Origin of the sequence: Pseudomonas sp. NPDC008258 (assembly GCF_042956345.1) — a bacterium.
GTDB lineage: Bacteria > Pseudomonadota > Gammaproteobacteria > Pseudomonadales > Pseudomonadaceae > Aquipseudomonas.
On record NZ_JBIBGE010000008.1, the window covers coordinates 1 to 16373 of the forward strand.

Annotated in this window: 14 protein-coding genes; 5 read left to right on the forward strand and 9 right to left on the reverse strand. The window is 62.4% G+C overall.

The genetic code is table 11. The features are described 5' to 3' along the window. Nucleotides 1-184: 184 nt before the first annotated feature. The gene (gbcB, locus tag ACFY9W_RS08270) at nucleotides 185-1285 is read right to left on the reverse strand and encodes a glycine-betaine demethylase subunit GbcB (RefSeq protein WP_201206638.1); all 1101 of its coding nucleotides are present in this window, start codon (nucleotides 1283-1285) and stop codon (nucleotides 185-187) included. Nucleotides 1286-1592: 307 nt separating this feature from the next. Here gbcB and gbcA point away from each other — a divergent pair, with 307 nt between their 5' ends. Further along, on the forward strand, nucleotides 1593-2885 hold the full coding sequence (gene gbcA / locus ACFY9W_RS08275; RefSeq protein WP_391128267.1) for a glycine-betaine demethylase subunit GbcA: 1293 nt from the start codon (nucleotides 1593-1595) through the stop codon (nucleotides 2883-2885). Between the two features lie 51 nt (nucleotides 2886-2936). On the opposite strand, the gene ACFY9W_RS08280 is transcribed toward gbcA, so the two are convergent. Beyond that, entirely contained in the window at nucleotides 2937-3740 is an 804-nt protein-coding gene (locus tag ACFY9W_RS08280; protein ID WP_391128269.1) for an RHS repeat-associated core domain-containing protein, read from the reverse strand. A gap of 611 nt (nucleotides 3741-4351) precedes the next feature. Here ACFY9W_RS08280 and ACFY9W_RS08285 point away from each other — a divergent pair. Next, nucleotides 4352-4561: a hypothetical protein gene (locus tag ACFY9W_RS08285; protein WP_391128272.1), complete on the forward strand. Its 210-nt coding sequence runs from the start codon at nucleotides 4352-4354 to the stop codon at nucleotides 4559-4561. Between the two features lie 111 nt (nucleotides 4562-4672). Here the strand turns inward: ACFY9W_RS08285 and ACFY9W_RS08290 are convergent, their stop codons facing one another. The 6 genes from ACFY9W_RS08290 to ACFY9W_RS08315 all read right to left on the reverse strand — a co-directional run bounded on the left by ACFY9W_RS08290 (nucleotide 4673) and on the right by ACFY9W_RS08315 (nucleotide 12472). Continuing rightward, nucleotides 4673-5443, reverse strand: a complete 771-nt coding sequence (locus ACFY9W_RS08290; protein WP_391128275.1) for an electron transfer flavoprotein subunit beta — start codon at nucleotides 5441-5443, stop codon at nucleotides 4673-4675. 10 nt (nucleotides 5444-5453) lie between these two features. Further along, entirely contained in the window at nucleotides 5454-6686 is a 1233-nt protein-coding gene (locus ACFY9W_RS08295; RefSeq protein WP_391128278.1) for an FAD-binding protein, read from the reverse strand. After that, nucleotides 6686-8638 carry a dimethylglycine demethylation protein DgcB gene (gene dgcB, locus ACFY9W_RS08300; RefSeq protein ID WP_391128281.1) on the reverse strand — a complete coding sequence of 651 codons (1953 nt, stop codon included), beginning with the start codon at nucleotides 8636-8638 and terminating at the stop codon, nucleotides 6686-6688. Before dgcB ends, ACFY9W_RS08295 begins: the two co-directional genes overlap by 1 nt. A gap of 173 nt (nucleotides 8639-8811) precedes the next feature. Further along, complete coding sequence (gene dgcA / locus ACFY9W_RS08305; RefSeq protein ID WP_391128284.1) at nucleotides 8812-10872, reverse strand: dimethylglycine demethylation protein DgcA; 2061 nt, start codon at nucleotides 10870-10872, stop codon at nucleotides 8812-8814. Nucleotides 10873-10887: 15 nt separating this feature from the next. After that, complete coding sequence (locus ACFY9W_RS08310; RefSeq protein ID WP_008091518.1) at nucleotides 10888-11418, reverse strand: DUF5943 domain-containing protein; 531 nt, start codon at nucleotides 11416-11418, stop codon at nucleotides 10888-10890. Nucleotides 11419-11494: 76 nt separating this feature from the next. Further along, on the reverse strand, nucleotides 11495-12472 hold the full coding sequence (locus tag ACFY9W_RS08315; RefSeq protein WP_016497618.1) for a dipeptidase: 978 nt from the start codon (nucleotides 12470-12472) through the stop codon (nucleotides 11495-11497). A gap of 284 nt (nucleotides 12473-12756) precedes the next feature. On the opposite strand from ACFY9W_RS08315, the gene ACFY9W_RS08320 reads away from it, so the two are divergent. After that, nucleotides 12757-13158, forward strand: a complete 402-nt coding sequence (locus tag ACFY9W_RS08320) for a lysozyme inhibitor LprI family protein (protein ID WP_391128289.1) — start codon at nucleotides 12757-12759, stop codon at nucleotides 13156-13158. Nucleotides 13159-13284: 126 nt separating this feature from the next. Here the strand turns inward: ACFY9W_RS08320 and ACFY9W_RS08325 are convergent, their stop codons facing one another. Further along, on the reverse strand, nucleotides 13285-14229 hold the full coding sequence (locus ACFY9W_RS08325; protein ID WP_391128292.1) for a helix-turn-helix domain-containing protein: 945 nt from the start codon (nucleotides 14227-14229) through the stop codon (nucleotides 13285-13287). Nucleotides 14230-14376: 147 nt separating this feature from the next. On the opposite strand from ACFY9W_RS08325, the gene choX reads away from it, so the two are divergent. Together choX and ACFY9W_RS08335 are read left to right on the forward strand one after the other, a co-directional pair. After that, nucleotides 14377-15321, forward strand: coding sequence for a choline ABC transporter substrate-binding protein (gene choX / locus ACFY9W_RS08330; protein ID WP_391128295.1), 945 nt, complete (start codon nucleotides 14377-14379; stop codon nucleotides 15319-15321). 122 nt (nucleotides 15322-15443) lie between these two features. Continuing rightward, complete coding sequence (locus ACFY9W_RS08335; protein WP_391128298.1) at nucleotides 15444-16328, forward strand: 3-keto-5-aminohexanoate cleavage protein; 885 nt, start codon at nucleotides 15444-15446, stop codon at nucleotides 16326-16328. Nucleotides 16329-16373: the final 45 nt, after the last annotated feature.

The window sequence follows — 16373 nt, forward strand, 5'->3', positions numbered from 1 at the left end:
TTGGCGCGAGTAGTATTTGCCCTACTGAAAAGCGGAGACGAGTATCGATCAAAAGCCGCTTAAAAAACTTCCCTAAAACCATAGAATCTCCCACACCGACCGTGCAGCTTTCAAGGCTTGTGCAGTACCTGTGGGAGCTGGCTTGCCGGCGATGGGCTGCGCAGCAGCCCCCTGCAATTTCGGATCAGTAATCGATCCGCACATCCCCTTTCGGCACACTGCAGCACGACAGGATATAGCCCTCGGCTTCGTCTTCTTCGGTAATGCCGCCGTTGTGCTCCATCTCCACTTCGCCACCCAGCTTGAGCACCTTGCAGGTGCCGCAAATTCCCATGCCGCAGGCTTTCGGGATCATCAGCCCAACCTTGGCAGCCGCCGCGTGCACAGTCTCGCCCGGGGCGACGCGAATGCTCTTCTCGCTGCCGATGAACTCCACCAGGTTTAGGTCCGACGCATCCACTTCCGGCGCATCGGCTGCCTGCTCGGCATGCTCCACTGCGTCGGCCTTGGCCTCTGGCGGCGTGGCCCCGAACGATTCCTCGTGGTAGTTCTTCATGTCGAAGCCGACCGCTTCGAGCATGCGCTTGACGGCAGTCATGTACGGCGTCGGGCCGCAGCAGAACACCGTGCGCTCCATGTAGTCCGGCGCGATCAGCTCCATCAGGCGCTGGTTGAGGTAGCCGCGATAACCCGCCCATGGCTCACCCAGCCCGTGCTTCTCACAGATGATGTGCAGGCTGAAGTTGGGTATGCGCGAGGCCATCTGTTCCAGCTCGCGGTGGTAGATGATGTCCTTCGGCGAACGGGCGCTGTGCACGAACACCATGTCGACGTTGGCGTTGGTGTCGTAGAACCAGCGCGCCATCGACATCACCGGGGTAATGCCGACGCCGCCCGACAGGTACAGGGTCTTGCCGGCCGGGAAGTCGATGGCGTTGAACAACCCCACCGGGCCGTGCACCGGCAGCTCGGCGCCTTCATGCATGGTGTCGTGCAGGAAGTTGGACACCAGGCCGCCCGGCACACGCTTCACGGTGATCGAGAAGCTGTAGGGCACCGACGGCGAACTGGAGATGGTGTAGGAGCGCATCACCGGCTTGCCTTCGATCTCCAGCTCCAGGGTAACGAACTGCCCGGGCTTGAAGAAGAACATGATCGGCTGGTCGGCCATGAAACAGAAGGTGCGCACGTCCCAGGTCTCCTGGATGACCTTGACGCAGCGCACGATGTGGCGGCCGTTGGCCCAGGTCTGGGTGGTGACCGGATTGAGGAAGGTATCGGACATGTTCATCTCCAGCAGCCGACTATTGGCCTTTTTATGGCTTGGATAATGCGCAAGCCGAGGGCGACGCACATTCCTGCCAGCGACATCGGCGTGCTTATCGCGACCAGCCCCGCACTACAAGGGCTGGCGCGTCGTAATTCACATCGGCCATGTCGCCCATGGATACGGTTCGCGGCGGCTTCGGACGCACACTCCACGGCAAAACAACCAGCCTGCTGTTCAAACAAAAAGCCGCTTAAGCAGCCTTGCGGCGACAACAACGATTAGCCACCTTTTGCCGGCCGCACACGGCCCCGAGGAATACACGATGGACGTCACCGCAACCCTGAGCCTGGGCGATCCACTGGAACCTGCACGCAAGGCCACCGCCGAGATGTTGCAGACCCGCGAGCGAACCTACTCGCTGCCCCAGCCTTTCTACACCGACGAGCGTCTGTTCCAGATCGACATGCAGGAGATCTTCCACAAAGAATGGCTGATCGCCGGCATGACCTGCGAAATTCCGGCGAAAGGCAACTACATCACCTTGCAGATCGGCAAGAACCCGATCCTGGTGGTACGTGGCGCCGAAGGTAAGGTGCACGCCTTCCACAACGTCTGCCGCCACCGCGGTTCGCGCCTGTGCGTCAGCGACAAGGGCAAGGTGGCCAAGCTGGTGTGCCATTACCACCAGTGGACCTACGAACTGGACGGCCGCCTGCTGTTCGCCGGCACCGAAATGGGTGCCGACTTCGACATGAAGGAATACGGCCTCAAGCCTGTGCACGTGAAGGTTGCCGGTGGCTACATTTTCATCAGCCTGGCGGAGAACCCGCCCGCCATCGACGAGTTCCTGGCCACCCTCGAGCACTACATGGAACCGTACGACATGGAGAACACCAAGGTGGCGGTGCAAACCACCTTGATGGAAAAGGCCAACTGGAAGCTGGTGCTGGAAAACAACCGCGAGTGCTACCACTGCAGCGGTTCGCACCCGGAGTTGCTGCAAACCCTGCTGGAGTGGGACGACACCAACGACCCACGCGCCAGCCAGGAGTTCAAGGACCACGTGGCGGCCTCTGCCGCCGCCTGGGACGCCGAGAAAATCCCGTACCTGCACAAGAGCCACGGCCTGCGTAACCGCATCGTGCGCATGCCGCTGCTCAAGGGCACCGTGTCGATGACCATGGACGGCAAGCAGGCCTGCCAGAAGCTGATGGGCCGCATCAAGAACCCGGACCTGGGCTCGATGCGTATCCTGCACCTGCCGCACTCGTGGAACCACTGCATGGGCGACCACATGATCGTGTTCACCGTGTGGCCGATCAGCGCCCAGGAGACCATGGTCACCACCAAGTGGCTGGTGCACAAGGACGCCGTGGAAGGCGTGGACTACGACCCGGAACGCATGCGCAAGGTGTGGGACGCCACCAACGACCAGGACCGCCGCCTCGCGGAAGAGAACCAGCGTGGCATCAACTCCACGGCGTACCAGCCAGGGCCGTACTCGAAAACCTACGAGTTTGGGGTGGTGAACTTCATTGACTGGTACAGCGGACGGATGCTGAACAACCTGGGGGCTGAGCCGGCGCCGTATCTGAAGGAAGTGCAGGCGCAGTAACCGAAATACCCGCCAATGCACACATGTGCGGCGGCGGGGTTCTCCAGCGGTTTAGTCGATACCTGCCTCGACATCACCCGCCCTGCGACGCCCCCTGACCATCCCGACAAGTCCCCTGAAAGCGCCCGATACGGCTGTACTCACTGCCCTACCGACTTGTTGCACCCCTTGCCACATATAGCTCAGGCCGTATGCATCCAGTAAGGCGTCGCCGATCAGTCGCCCTCTAGGCATGCCTCGTACACCCGCACGACGCCACTCATGCCTGGCATTCATGGGTAGGGCTGCGAAGCCCAGGAATCCAGCCCCTGCACGTCCCAGGTCGGCCCCGTTGAGTACCGGCTGAAGATTTGCCATGGACCCAGGATTGAAGGTATCCGCTAGATGCGGTCCACGCACAATTATCGAAGTGGCGTAAGCGTAGGTATCAAGAACATTTGCAGCAGCAGCCACGTGAGGATGAAGTCTCGGCAGGGCTGGTTCGACAACGCCATTCGGAAGTGGAACGTTGTTGATCCTCGCCCTCATACGCGAAACAACCATATTTCCCGTACCTGCTATTGCACTTGAGCCAAAAGCCAAGTGGGTAAAAAGCTTGATCCAGAACCGCCCCGACTCGTCGGTTCGATTAACGGGGTCACCTGCGCAATACGCATAAGCATTGATGCCTCCGCGATCAAACGGGCTATGGCTGTCCGGACTCAGGAATCGCATTAGCGCAGGGCTGTAGTGACGATAACCATTTCCCAATGGATAGCTCTCCGAAAGCGGATCACGACGTTGGCCGCAAAAAGCCAGCATAGTCGTCGGGCGGAGACCCCGAGTTACACCATAGGGTGAGTAAGCGCGTGCCATGGTTATCCACAGTTCCTTCAATGTTCTCGGATAACTTAACGCCAAGCCCCACAGTTTCGTACTGGCACAATTATCAGGTGGAACTGATCGTTTTTTCACCAACTCCCGCAAGGCCCCAGCCTTGTTGAGCTACAGCGAGGTTCATACATCTTGTCCACAGAAACACCAACAGAGTTTGTGGGCAAAACGAGAAAGTCCGGCGATTGGGTTGTGGATAAGCGATTCAAGACCTTGATAATCATGGATCAGAAGACCACCCACTCAATTTGATTATTTTTTGATCAATTCTTCACAAGCCACGACCTGCGCGGGTTTCAGATAGTACCGAACAGATTATCCACAGAGCAGCCAACAGCGATTGTGGGCAAAACCTGGCACCGCCATAGCTATCTGCTCTGAATCCGTCCAACGAAGACTGGTCACTTTATGATCAAACCCCTGCAAGCCTCGCCATATAAAGCCCACAGCCATGCACCAACACTTTATCCACACCTTGGCGAACAGATTCGGTGGGCAAAACCGAGGCCCACCTGATATTTCTGCCAGTTTCACAAATTCAATCAATGTGATTGGGTGGTAGCCACTACTTTGGCATTACTCAGGAATGACTTATGCACAGCCGCCAGGAGGGGATTGTGAAGTGGTTCGATGAAGGGCGGGGGGTTGGGGTTATCAGCGCCGAAGGGCAGTGTAGGGATTATCTGGTTTTGCGCTGCGCCGCAATGAATGTGGTGTTGTCGAAGGGGGAACGGGTGTTGTTCGAGCCAGTGAGCGAGGCGCTGGGTTGTTGGGCGTTCAATGTGGCCAAGCCACATCATTAGCCTGTCAGGCTCAATCGCCGGCAAGCCAGCTCCCACAGGTATTGCAAAAGGCCCGAAGGCAGTAGTAATCCTGTGGGAGCTGGCTTGCCGGCGATGAGGCCAGTGCGGGTTTCAGCGCAATACGCCCTCTTCCACCAGCAGCTTGAGGATGGCCTCGGCGCCTTCCTGCGGTGAAACATCCTTCAGTACCTTGCCACCACCGCCACTGGCCTTGGCCGTGGCCGCCTTCATGCGGTCCGCACCACTCTTGGCCTTGATCACCTTCAGCCGCTTGGGCCGAGGACGGGCCGGTTGCAACTCGGCATCGGCCAGCAGCTCATCGTCGACGATGGCCACATTGCGCGCCGCCAGCACACCCCGGCGCGCAGGGCCAAAAGCGCTTTGGCGCGGCTTGGGCGCTGCATTATCCACAGTCGCCAGCAACGGCAAACGCACCTTCAGCCGACGCCGTTGACCACGTGGCAGCGCCTGCAATACCTGGGCAGTGCCGTTCTCGATAGACTCAACCTCGGCCAACCCTACAATCAACGGCCAGCCGAGCTTTTCAGCCAGCAGGAACGGCAACATGCCCGACCCCTCGCCCGTCTCGGCCTGGCTGCCGGTCAGCACCAGCTGTGCCCCGGCGTCGCGCAGGTAATCCCCCAGCACGCCCAGTACATCGGCACCGGCCGGCTGCTCCAGCACGTCCAGGTGGTCAAGGCCCATGCCCAGATAAGCGCGCAGCGCCTCTTCGCGCGGGTCGCCGGCATGCACCACCTGCAAGTTATCCCCAGCCAGCTGCAACCCCAGTTCCACCGCACGGGCATCCTGCTCGGCGCGGCGGGCGCGGCCGGAGCTTGGGTGGGCACCGATGGAAACCAGGCTGATCACTTTGGTACTCATACTCGTGCCCTTATGCCGCGTCGCGTTGGCCGCCGCTGCGGTAGTTGTCCACAGCCTCGATCAATGCCTTGAGAATCGCCGAGCTGTCGCCAATCACCGACAGGTCGGCCCGTTTGATCATGTCGCAGCCTGGGTCCATGTTGATCGCCACCACCTTGTCGCAGGCACCGATGCCTTGAAGGTGCTGGATCGCGCCCGAGATACCCACAGCCACATAGACCCGTGCGGTAACCCAGGTACCGGTGGCACCCACCTGGCGGTTGCGCGGCATGAAGCCGTCGTCCACCGCCACCCGCGAGGCGCCTTCGGTGGCGCCAAGCGCTGCGGTGGCCTGGTGGTACAGGTCCCAGTCCTTGACGCCGTTACCGCCCGAAACAATGAACTCGGCCTCGGCCATGGCAATGGTGGCCGGGTCCACGGCCACCGAGCCCAGGTCTTCGATGCGCGACAAGCTGCGCGCCACGCTTGTGGACAACTCCACCGGCAAGGCTTCGTGACGGGTTTCGCTGACCGGCTCGGCGCACTCCGCCGCCGCCAGGATCAGGCGTGGCACGGCGCGTTGCAGGTCTTGCTGGCCGGCACCGGCGCGGCCGATGCACTGGCCGTCCTTGACCTGCCACACCCGCGTCGCCGGGCGCTCGCCCAACGCGGCACCCAGGCGGCGACCCAATTCGCCGCCACCTGTGCGGCTGTCGGGCAGCAGCCAGTGGCGCGGGGTGAACTGGTTATCCACAGCCCGCAAGCCTTGCACCAACTGCTCCGGCGCATAACCTTCGAACGCCTCGCCTTCGATGACCAGCAGGCGGTCGACGCCGGCTGTGGAAAAGTTGCTTTCCTTGTGTTCGCCAAACACCACCGCCAGCACGGCACCTTCGCTGCCGGCCAGGCTGTGGGCCAGGCCGAGCAGGTCGCGGTCGTGGCTGCTCAGGCGGCCACCGACCATGTCGGGCACCACGGCAATGTAGAACGCAGGCATTGGCACCTGGTGCAGCGGCAACTTGACCTCGGCCGCGGCCGTGCGCCGCCCGCCCACACCAGTACCCTGCTGGGCGCCGCTGCGGTCGATGCGCTTGATGCCGGCTGGGCCGATAAAGCCTGCGGCAATGGCGTGGGGGTTCTTGCGGATGAGGCCGTTGGGCCCCATCCAGCTGGTCTGTTGCGTCTGCATGGCCGCATGCAGCGGGTGCAGGCGGTTACGGGCGATCCACTCGGCGCGTGGGTCGCGGCGGATAATGTCGCTCATCAATGCACCTCCGCAGGTTCACGTTTGGCCGCTTGCGGCTTTGGGGCGGCGGGCGATTCCTCTTCGATCAGCACGTCAGCCACCAGCTCGGCCAGGTCCTTGATCTGTGGGCGCGGTTCGACCACACCTTCGAGCATGGCGGTGCACTGTGGGCAACCCACGGCCACCAGCTCGGCCTCGGTTTCGCGAATGTCGTCCATGCGCATGTCGGGGATACGCTGCTTGCCCGGGATGTCGGTGATCGGCGCACCGCCGCCACCGCCGCAGCAGCGGGAACGGAAGCCCGAACGTTGCATCTCGCGCACTTCGATACCCAGCGCCTTGAGCACTTCACGCGGGGCTTCGTATTCGCCGTTGTAGCGGCCCAGGTAGCACGGGTCGTGGTAGGTGACGCTGCCACCCTTGTGCTGGCCGAGGTTGAGCTTGTTGGCTGCGATCAGTTCGGCGATATAGGTGCTGTGGTGCTGCACCTGGTAATCACCGCCCAAGGCGCCGTACTCGTTCTTCAGCACATGGAAGCTGTGCGGGTCGCAGGTGACGATGCGCTGGAACCTGTACTTGGCCAGGGTCTGGATATTGCGTTTGGCCAGTTGCTGGAAGGTCGCTTCATCGCCAAGGCGACGGGCCACGTCACCGCTGTCGCGTTCTTCCAGGCCGAGCACGGCAAAGTCCACGCCCGAAGCCTTCAGCACTTTGACAAACGAGCGCAGGGTGCGCTGGTTGCGCATGTCGAAGGCACCATCACCGACCCAGAACAGCACTTCGGTGGTTTTTACTTCAGACAGCAATTTCAGGTTGAGGTCGGCTGCCCAGTTCATGCGACCGCCCGGGGCGAAGCCGCCCGGGTTATCGGTGGCGATCAGGTTGTCCAGCACCTCGGCACCCTTGTTCGGGGTGGCGCCCTTTTCCAGGGTGAGGTGGCGGCGCATGTCGACAATGGCATCGACGTGCTCGATCATCATCGGGCATTCCTCGACGCAGGCACGGCAGGTGGTGCACGACCACAGCGTTTCGGCATCGACCAGGCCATTGACGATTGGCTGGTGCGGGTGGCCGCCGTGTTCACCGATCGGCTTGCCTGGGTACGGGCTACCGGCAAACTGGGCGTCGGTGCCACCGGCCAGGCCGATGACCATGTCTTGAATCAGCTTTTTGGGGTTCAACGGCTGGCCGGCGGCAAAGGCCGGGCACATGGCCTCACACTTACCGCACTGCACGCAGGCATCGAAGCCCAGCAGCTGGTTCCAGGTGAAATCTGCCGGTTTTTCCACGCCCAGCGGCGCGTTCGGGTCTTCCAGGTCCAGCGGTTTCAGGCCGGTGGAGCGGCCGCCGCCGAAGCGTTCGGCGCGGCGGTGCCAGGCCAGGTGCAGGGCACCGGCGAAGGCGTGCTTCATCGGGCCGCCCCAGGTCATGCCGAAGAACAGCTCCGAAACGCCCCACAGCACGCCCAGGCCAAGGATGCCGACCATCACCCAGCCACCGGTGTTGGCGGGCAGGATGCCGGCAACCGGCAAGGTGGCGATGAAGAAGCTCACCGCGAACGCCAGCAGGCTCTTCGGCAGGCGCATCCACGGGCCTTTTGACAGCCGCGAAGGCGGGTTGAGGCGGCGTTTGAAGACGAAGATGGCGCCGCTGAACATGATCACCGTGGCGACCAACAGCGCGTAACCAAGGATTTTGCTTTGCAGGCCGAAGCCGTGCACCAGGATCGCCAAAACCGCCGACAGCACGAAGCCGCCCGCGGTGGCCACGTGGGTCTTGGACATGTACTTGTCGCGCTCGACCACGTGGTGCAAGTCCACCAGGTAGCGGCGCGGCATGGCCAGCAGGCCGCCGATCAGGTCGACCTTGGCGGCCCGGCCACGGCGCCACATGCGCACCCGGCGCAGGGCGCCGAGCACTGCCAGGCCAAGGGCCGCGAACAGCAGGATGGGTAGAAGGGTGTTCAACATGGGAGGCTCCCACAACAACGGTTGCAAGGGGTTCAGGCCCCTGGAATCCTGCACCGGCCCTGTGGGAGCGGGCGTGCCCGCGAATGCGTCAGATCAGACAACTCTGTTGTTCATGCTGACGCTTTCGCGGGCGCGCCCGCTCCCACAGGGGCCGGTGTGTGCCGACAGTGCGATCAGAAGTCCTTGCACAGGCGCAAGGCGTCGTAGATCGCCGCATGCACGTTGCGCTGGGCCACGCAGTCGCCGATGCGGTACAGCAGGTAGCCTTCGCCCGGCTGGCTGAGGATCGGCTGTGGCTTGATGGCGAACAGCGCCTCCACGTCGATCTGGCCCTTGTTGCGCGAGCCTTCCTTGAACGCGTAGTAGAGCTCTTCGTCAGGGCGCACGCCGTTCTCGATCACTACCTGGTCAACTACCCGCTCTTCCTTCGCACCGGTGTATTCGTTCTCCAGCACCGCCACCAGCTTGTCGCCTTCGCGGTAGACCTTTTCCAGCATCATGTCGCCGGTCATGATCACTTCTTTCGGGTACATGCTGCGGTAGTAGGTCGGGAAGGTAGTACCGCCCATGGCCACGCCCGGCTTGATGTCGTCGGTGACGATCTCGACCTGGCTGCCTTTGTCGGCAATGAAGTCTGCCGTGGACATGCCGGTGAATTCGCAGATGGTGTCGTACACCAGCACGTTCTTGCCCGGTGCAACCTTGCCGTCGAGCACGTCCCAGCTGCTGACCACCAGCCCTTCGGCAGCGCCCCAGTGCTCGTTCTGTTCAACGAACGGGTGGCCGCCCACTGCCAGCACGATCACGTCCGGGCGCAGGTCCTGGATGGTCGGCACGTCGGCGGCGGTGCCCAGGCGCAGGTCAACCTTCAGGCGCGCCAGCTCCAGCTGGTACCAGCGGGTGATACCGGCAATCTGGTCACGCTGCGGGGCCTTGGCGGCGATGGTGATCTGCCCGCCAATCTGGTCCTTTTTCTCGAACAGGGTCACGTCGTGGCCACGTTCGGCCGCCACACGAGCGGCTTCCATACCGGCAGGGCCGGCGCCTACCACTACCACCTTGCGCTTCACGCCGGTGGTTTTCTCGATGATGTGCGGCACGCCCATGTATTCACGGGAGGTCGCGGCGTTCTGGATGCACAGCACGTCCAGGCCCTGGTACTGGCGGTCGATGCAGTAGTTGGCACCGACGCACTGCTTGATCTGGTCGATCTGGCCCATCTTGATCTTGGCGATCAGGTGCGGGTCGGCCATGTGCGCACGGGTCATGCCGACCATGTCCACGTAGCCGCCTTCCAGAATGCGCGTGGCCTGGTTCGGGTCCTTGATGTTCTGTGCGTGCAGCACCGGTACCTTGACCACTTCCTTGATGCCGGCCGCCAGGTGCAGGAACGGCTCCGGTGGGTAGCTCATGTTGGGGATGACGTTGGCCAGGGTGTTGTGGGTGTCGCAACCCGAGCCGACCACGCCGATGAAGTCGAGCATGCCGGTGGCGTCGTAATACGCGGCAATCTGCTTCATGTCCTCATGGCTGAGGCCGTCGGGGTGGAACTCGTCACCACAGATACGCATGCCCACGCAGAAGTCGTCACCGACTTCGGCGCGCACGGCCTTGAGCACTTCCATACCGAACTTCATGCGGCCTTCGAAGCTGCCGCCCCACTCGTCGGTACGCTTGTTGACCCGTGGGCTCCAGAACTGGTCGATCATGTGCTGGTGCACGGCCGACAGTTCCACGCCGTCCAGGCCGCCTTCTTTGGCGCGACGTGCCGCTTGTGCGTAATTGCCGATCACCCGCCAGATCTCTTCCACCTCGATGGTTTTGCAGGTGGCACGGTGCACGGGTTCACGGATACCCGACGGCGACATCAGGGTCGGCCAGTTGAAGCCGTCCCAGCGCGAGCGACGGCCCATGTGGGTAATCTGGATCATGATCTTGGCGCCATGCTTGTGCATGGCGTCGGCCAGGTTCTGGAAGTGCGGGATGATGCGGTCGGTCGACAGGTTGACCGAGGCCCACCATTCCTGCGGGCTGTCGATGGCCACGACGGACGAACCACCGCAGATCGCCAGGCCGATGCCGCCCTTGGCCTTTTCTTCGTAGTACTTCACGTAGCGGTCGGTCGTCATGCCGCCGTCAGTGGCGTAGACCTCGGCGTGCGCGGTGCTGAGCACGCGGTTGCGGATGGTCAGTTTGCCGATCTGGATCGGCTGGAACATTGCTTCGAATGCCATGACGCTATCTCCGGCTTACAACGGCTTTGTAACGAACAGGCCATCTTCGTGGCCTTCTTCCGACCCGCCGTAGACCTGTTCGGCCACGGTGCGGATCTTGCTGCCGCGGGCAGCGAGAATCTGGTCCATGGCACCGGCGAACCAGCCGGTGAACATGTAGTCGACCTTGCGGCCGCATTTGCCGTACACGTACACGAACGCCGAGTGCTTGAGCTTGACGCTGCAGGTGCCTTTGTCCAGGTCGATGTCCTGGATCTCGAACAGGCCCCAGCCACGCTGGCTCAGGCGTTTCATGTAGTGCTCGAACACCGCCACGCCTTCCAGGCCATGGCACTCGGCTTCTTTTTCACACCAGTGCCAGGCGGACTTGTAGCCGGCCTTGTAGAGGATCTCGGCGTAGGCGTCGGCGCCCAGCACTTCCTCGATGCCGATGTGGTTGTTGACGAAGAAATGGCGCGGTACGTACAGCATCGGCAGGGCGTCGCTGGTCCAGACACCGGTCTCGCTGTCGACTTCGATTGGCAATTGCGGGGCGATCTTGGCCATGGAAACTCAACTCCATAAAATTTTTATGTGGGTGCCCCGGCGTTGCTGGCAGGGGCTATCAGGCTTGGAGAGCGGCTTACTCGCCCCAGACGTCCTTGAGGACGTTGACCCAGTTCTCACCCATGATCTTGCGCACCACGCGCTCGGAATGGCCGCGCTTGAGCAGGGTTTCGGTGAGGTTGGGGAATTCGCCCACGGTGCGGATGCCCAGCGGGTTGATGATCTTGCCGAAGTTGGTCAGGCGACGGGCGTAGCCCTTGTCGTGGGTCAGGTACTCGAAGAAGTCCTGGCCGTGGCCCTGGGTGAAGTCGGTACCGATACCGATGGCGTCTTCACCGACGATGTTCATGGTGTATTCGATGGCTTCGGCGTAGTCGTCGATGGTGGAGTCGATGCCCTTGGCCAGGAACGGCGCGAACATGGTCACGCCAACAAAGCCGCCGTGGTCGGCGATGAACTTCAGCTCTTCGTCCGACTTGTTGCGCGGGTGCTCTTTCAGGCCCGAGGGCAGGCAGTGCGAGTAGCACACCGGCTTTTTCGATTCGAGGATGACTTCTTCGGAGGTTTTGGAGCCAACGTGGGACAGGTCGCACATGATGCCGACGCGGTTCATTTCCGCCACGATCTCACGGCCGAAGCCCGACAGGCCGCCGTCACGCTCGTAGCAACCGGTACCCACCAGGTTCTGGGTGTTGTAGCACATCTGCACGATGCCCACGCCCAGCTGCTTGAACACGTCCACGTAGGCGATCTGGTCTTCGAACGCATGGGCATTCTGGAAGCCGAAGAGGATGCCGGTCTTGCCCAGTTCCTTGGCCTTGCGGATGTCGGCGGTGGTGCGTACCGGCATCACCAGGTCGCTGTTGTCGCGGATGAGCTTCTGGCTGGCAGCGATCTGGTCGACGGTGGCCTTGAAGCCTTCCCACACCGACACTGTGCAGTTGGCCGCAGTCAGCCCGCCTTTGCGCATGTCCTCGAACAGCTCGCGGTTCCATTTGGCAATGATCAGGCCGTCGATGACGATGCTGTCGGCGTGAAGTTCGGCTGGGCTCATCAGGCTGTCCCCTTTGTTGATTTGGGCCGCGCCGAATCTTCTGCCGGCGCTTTGGGGCCAGCATATGCCTGTGCCCAACGACGCCCCGATGCAAAAACGACAGGGGGTTTGCCGAAAGCGTCAATGCGCGACAACACGCGCTCTGGCATGCGGCGTGGCGATGAGAGACAGTCTCGATAACGACGTTTCCGGCCGTTTGATGAACATTTCGTCAGGGAGCTACCGCCTTGCCTTCGGCTGAGCGAGAATCCCTGCGATTCGTCAGCCTGTTGAGGAGAAAACGGATGAAATCATTGGCATGGCTGGTACTGCTGGCCGTCGTATCAGGCGCGCAGGCCGGCGAGGAAGAAAGCACGCCTTGCGATAACGTCGAGACCGACCAGCAGACCTACGCGTGCGCTGCGTTCAACAAGCAGACTGCCGAGCGGGAGCTGAAAGCGGCTTACGATGACTTGATCCAGCGTATTCGCGACCAGTATGCCGACGAAGGCGACCAGGCTACCGCGCTGGTGGGGCGTATGGATGCAGCCGAGAAGCTGTGGACGCAGCTGCGTGATGCTGATTGCAAGGTTGAGACATTTGCCGAGAAGCCGGGGAGCAAAGCGTTCCAGGCGGCGTGGGATACCTGCGTGGCACAGCGCAGTGATGACCGGTCGGAGTATTTGCAGTCCATTGGTCAGCAGTGAGATCTCGCTTTCCTGCACTGGCCCTATCGCCGGCAAGCCAGCTCCCACAGGCACTGCACAGGGCTTGAGTACTGTGGGGTACCTGTGGGAGCGGGCGTGCCCGCGAAGAGGCCGGTACAGGCAAACTCACACCGCCCTGGCCAACCTGTCCTCCCGCGGGCAACGCTGATACCGCGCCCGATAACAACGGGTAAAGTACGAAGCCGACTCGAACCCGCACGCCACCCCAACCTCCAGCACACTCATGTCGGTCTGGCGCAACAACTGCCGCGCCTTGTCCAGCCGCAGGCGCAGATAGAACCCGCTTGGCGTGTCGTCCAGATGCACACGGAACAGCCGCTCCAACTGCCGCCGTGTCACCTGCACCGCCTCAGCCAGCACCTGGGTATTGAGCGGCTGTTCGGTATTGCGCTCCATTTCACCAATCACTTTCACCAGCTTCTTGTTGCTGATGCCATAGCGGCTGGCAATCTGCATACGCTGGTGGTCCTGTCGCTGACGGATACGCCCGAGCACGAACTGCTCCGACACCTGCACCGCCAACTCACTGCCGTGGGCTTGCGCAATCAGGTCGAGCATCAGGTCGATCGAGGCAGTGCCACCCGCACAGGTAATGCGCCGCCGGTCGATCTCGAACAGCTCCTGGGTGGCCTGCAAGCTTGGGTAGTTTTCCTTGAAGGCCTCCAGCGCCTCCCAGTGCACGGTGGCGCGGTGGCCGTCGAGCAGGCCGGCCTCGGCCAGCACCACGGCGCCGGTATCGATACCACCCAGTATCACCCCGTCATGGTCCAGCCGGCGTAGCACCTGCTGCAGCGCCGGCCCGTAACAGGCCAGCGGATCAAAGCCGGCCACGATCAGCAAGATGCCGGCAGGCTCGCCCGCCGCCAGCGCCGCATCGGCGTTCACCGACATGCCGTTGCTGGCCTGCACCGCGCCGCCATCCAGGCTCAGCACTTGCCAGCGGTACGACGGGCCTTTGAAGCGGTTGGCCACCCGCAGCGGTTCCAGGGCACTGATGAAGCCCATGGCCGAGAAGCCGGGTAACAGCAGGAAATGAATGATGTGCGGCATTACATGCTCCACGGCAAAGGTGGTCGCCTCCGTGCAAGTGTTGGTCGCCAGGGTGCGATTTTTCACCCTGGTTGCAGCGTAGCGTGTTCACACGGCCCAGAGAGGTCGGAACCCCATAACAATATGCACTGCCGATGGAGAGCCACCATGCACAGCTTGATCCGCCGCAGCCTGTTGACCCTTGCCCTGAGCAGCATCGCCACCTCCCCGCTTTACGCCGCCGAACCTGCGGCCTGCAAGAACGTCCGCCTGGGCGTGGTCAACTGGACCGACGTCATCGCTACCAGCGCCATGGCGCAGGTGCTGCTCGATGGCCTGGGCTACCAGACCAAACAGACCAGCGCTTCGCAGCAGATCATCTTCGCCGGCATCCGCGACAAACGCCTGGACATGTTCCTGGGTTACTGGAACCCGATCATGACCCAGACCATCACCCCGTTCATCGACGCCAACCAGGTCAAGGTACTGGAGAAACCAAGCCTGGAGGACGCCCGCGCCACCCTGGCCGTGCCCAAATACCTCTACGACAAGGGTTTGAAGACCTTCGCCGACATCCACAAGTTCGAGAAGGAGCTTGGCGGCAAGATCTATGGCATCGAACCGGGCTCCGGCGCCAACACCCAGATCAAGGCAATGATCACCAAGAACCAGTTCGACCTGGGCAAGTTCCAGCTGGTCGAGTCCAGCGAGGCCGGCATGCTCGCCGCCGTCGACCGCGCCGTGCGCCGCAAGGAGGCCGTGGTGTTCTTCGGCTGGGCGCCGCACCCGATGAACGTGAACATCGACATGGCCTACCTGGGTGAGAGCCAGGATGCGCTCGGCCCTGACGAAGGCCGCGCAACGGTATGGACAGTGACCGCGCCGGACTACGCCGACCGCTGCCCCAATGCCCACCGCCTGCTGGCCAACCTGAACTTCAGCGCCGAGGACGAGAGCCGCATGATGCAGCCGCTGCTCGACCATAAGGACGCGCTTGAGTCGGCCCGCCAGTGGCTGAAAGACCACCCCGAGGACAAGGCCCGCTGGCTTGAAGGTGTGACCACCTTCGATGGCAAGCCGGCTGCGGACAACCTCAAGCTCACCGCCAACTGACAGGGCCCTTTCGCGGGAGCGCCCGCTCCCACAGGTACAGCGCCGCACTCAGGCTCACGTTGATCCTGTGGGAGCGGGCATGCCCGCGAAAAGGCCAGCACAGACACCACAAGGAACCCGCCATGAACCACGACGTCATCATCACCTGCGCCCTCACCGGTGCCGGCGACACCGCCTCGAAAAGCCACCTTGTCCCAGTCACCCCCAAGCAAATCGCCGAAGCCGCGGTAGAAGCCGCCAAGGCAGGCGCCACCGTGGTCCACTGCCACGTCCGCGACCCGCAGACCGGCCGTTTCAGCCGCGATGTGGCGCTGTACCGCGAAGTGATGGAACGCATTCGCGAAGCCGACGTGGACATCATCGTCAACCTCACCGCCGGCATGGGCGGCGACCTGGAAATCGGCCCGGGTGAAACACCCCTGGAGTTCGGCACCGGCACCGACCTGATCGGCCCGCTGGAGCGCCTGGCCCACGTCGAAGCCCTGCTACCGGAAATCTGCACCCTCGACTGCGGCACCCTCAATTTCGGCGACGGCAACTCGATCTATGTGTCCACCCCCGCCCAACTGCGCGCCGGCGCCAAGCGCATCACCGAACTGGGCGTAAAGGCGGAACTGGAAATCTTCGACACCGGCCACCTGTGGTTCGCCAAGCAAATGATGAAGGAAGGCCTGCTGGACGACCCCCTGTTCCAGCTGTGCCTGGGCATCCCGTGGGGCGCGCCGGCCGACACCACCACCATGAAAGCCATGGTCGACAACCTGCCGGCCAACGTGACCTGGGCAGGGTTCGGCATCGGCCGCATGCAGATGCCGATGGCCGCACAGGCCGTGTTGCTGGGCGGCAACGTGCGGGTGGGCCTGGAAGACAACCTGTACCTGGACCGTGGTGTGCTGGCCAGCAACGGCCAACTGGTCGAACGCGCAGTCGAGATCATCTCGCGCCTGGGCGCCCGTGTACTGACCCCGGCCGAGGGCCGGGAAAAAATGAACCTCAAGCGCCGCTGAAGCCATCAACGATTGCAGCTGTGCCAGTCCCCTCTGTGGGAGCGG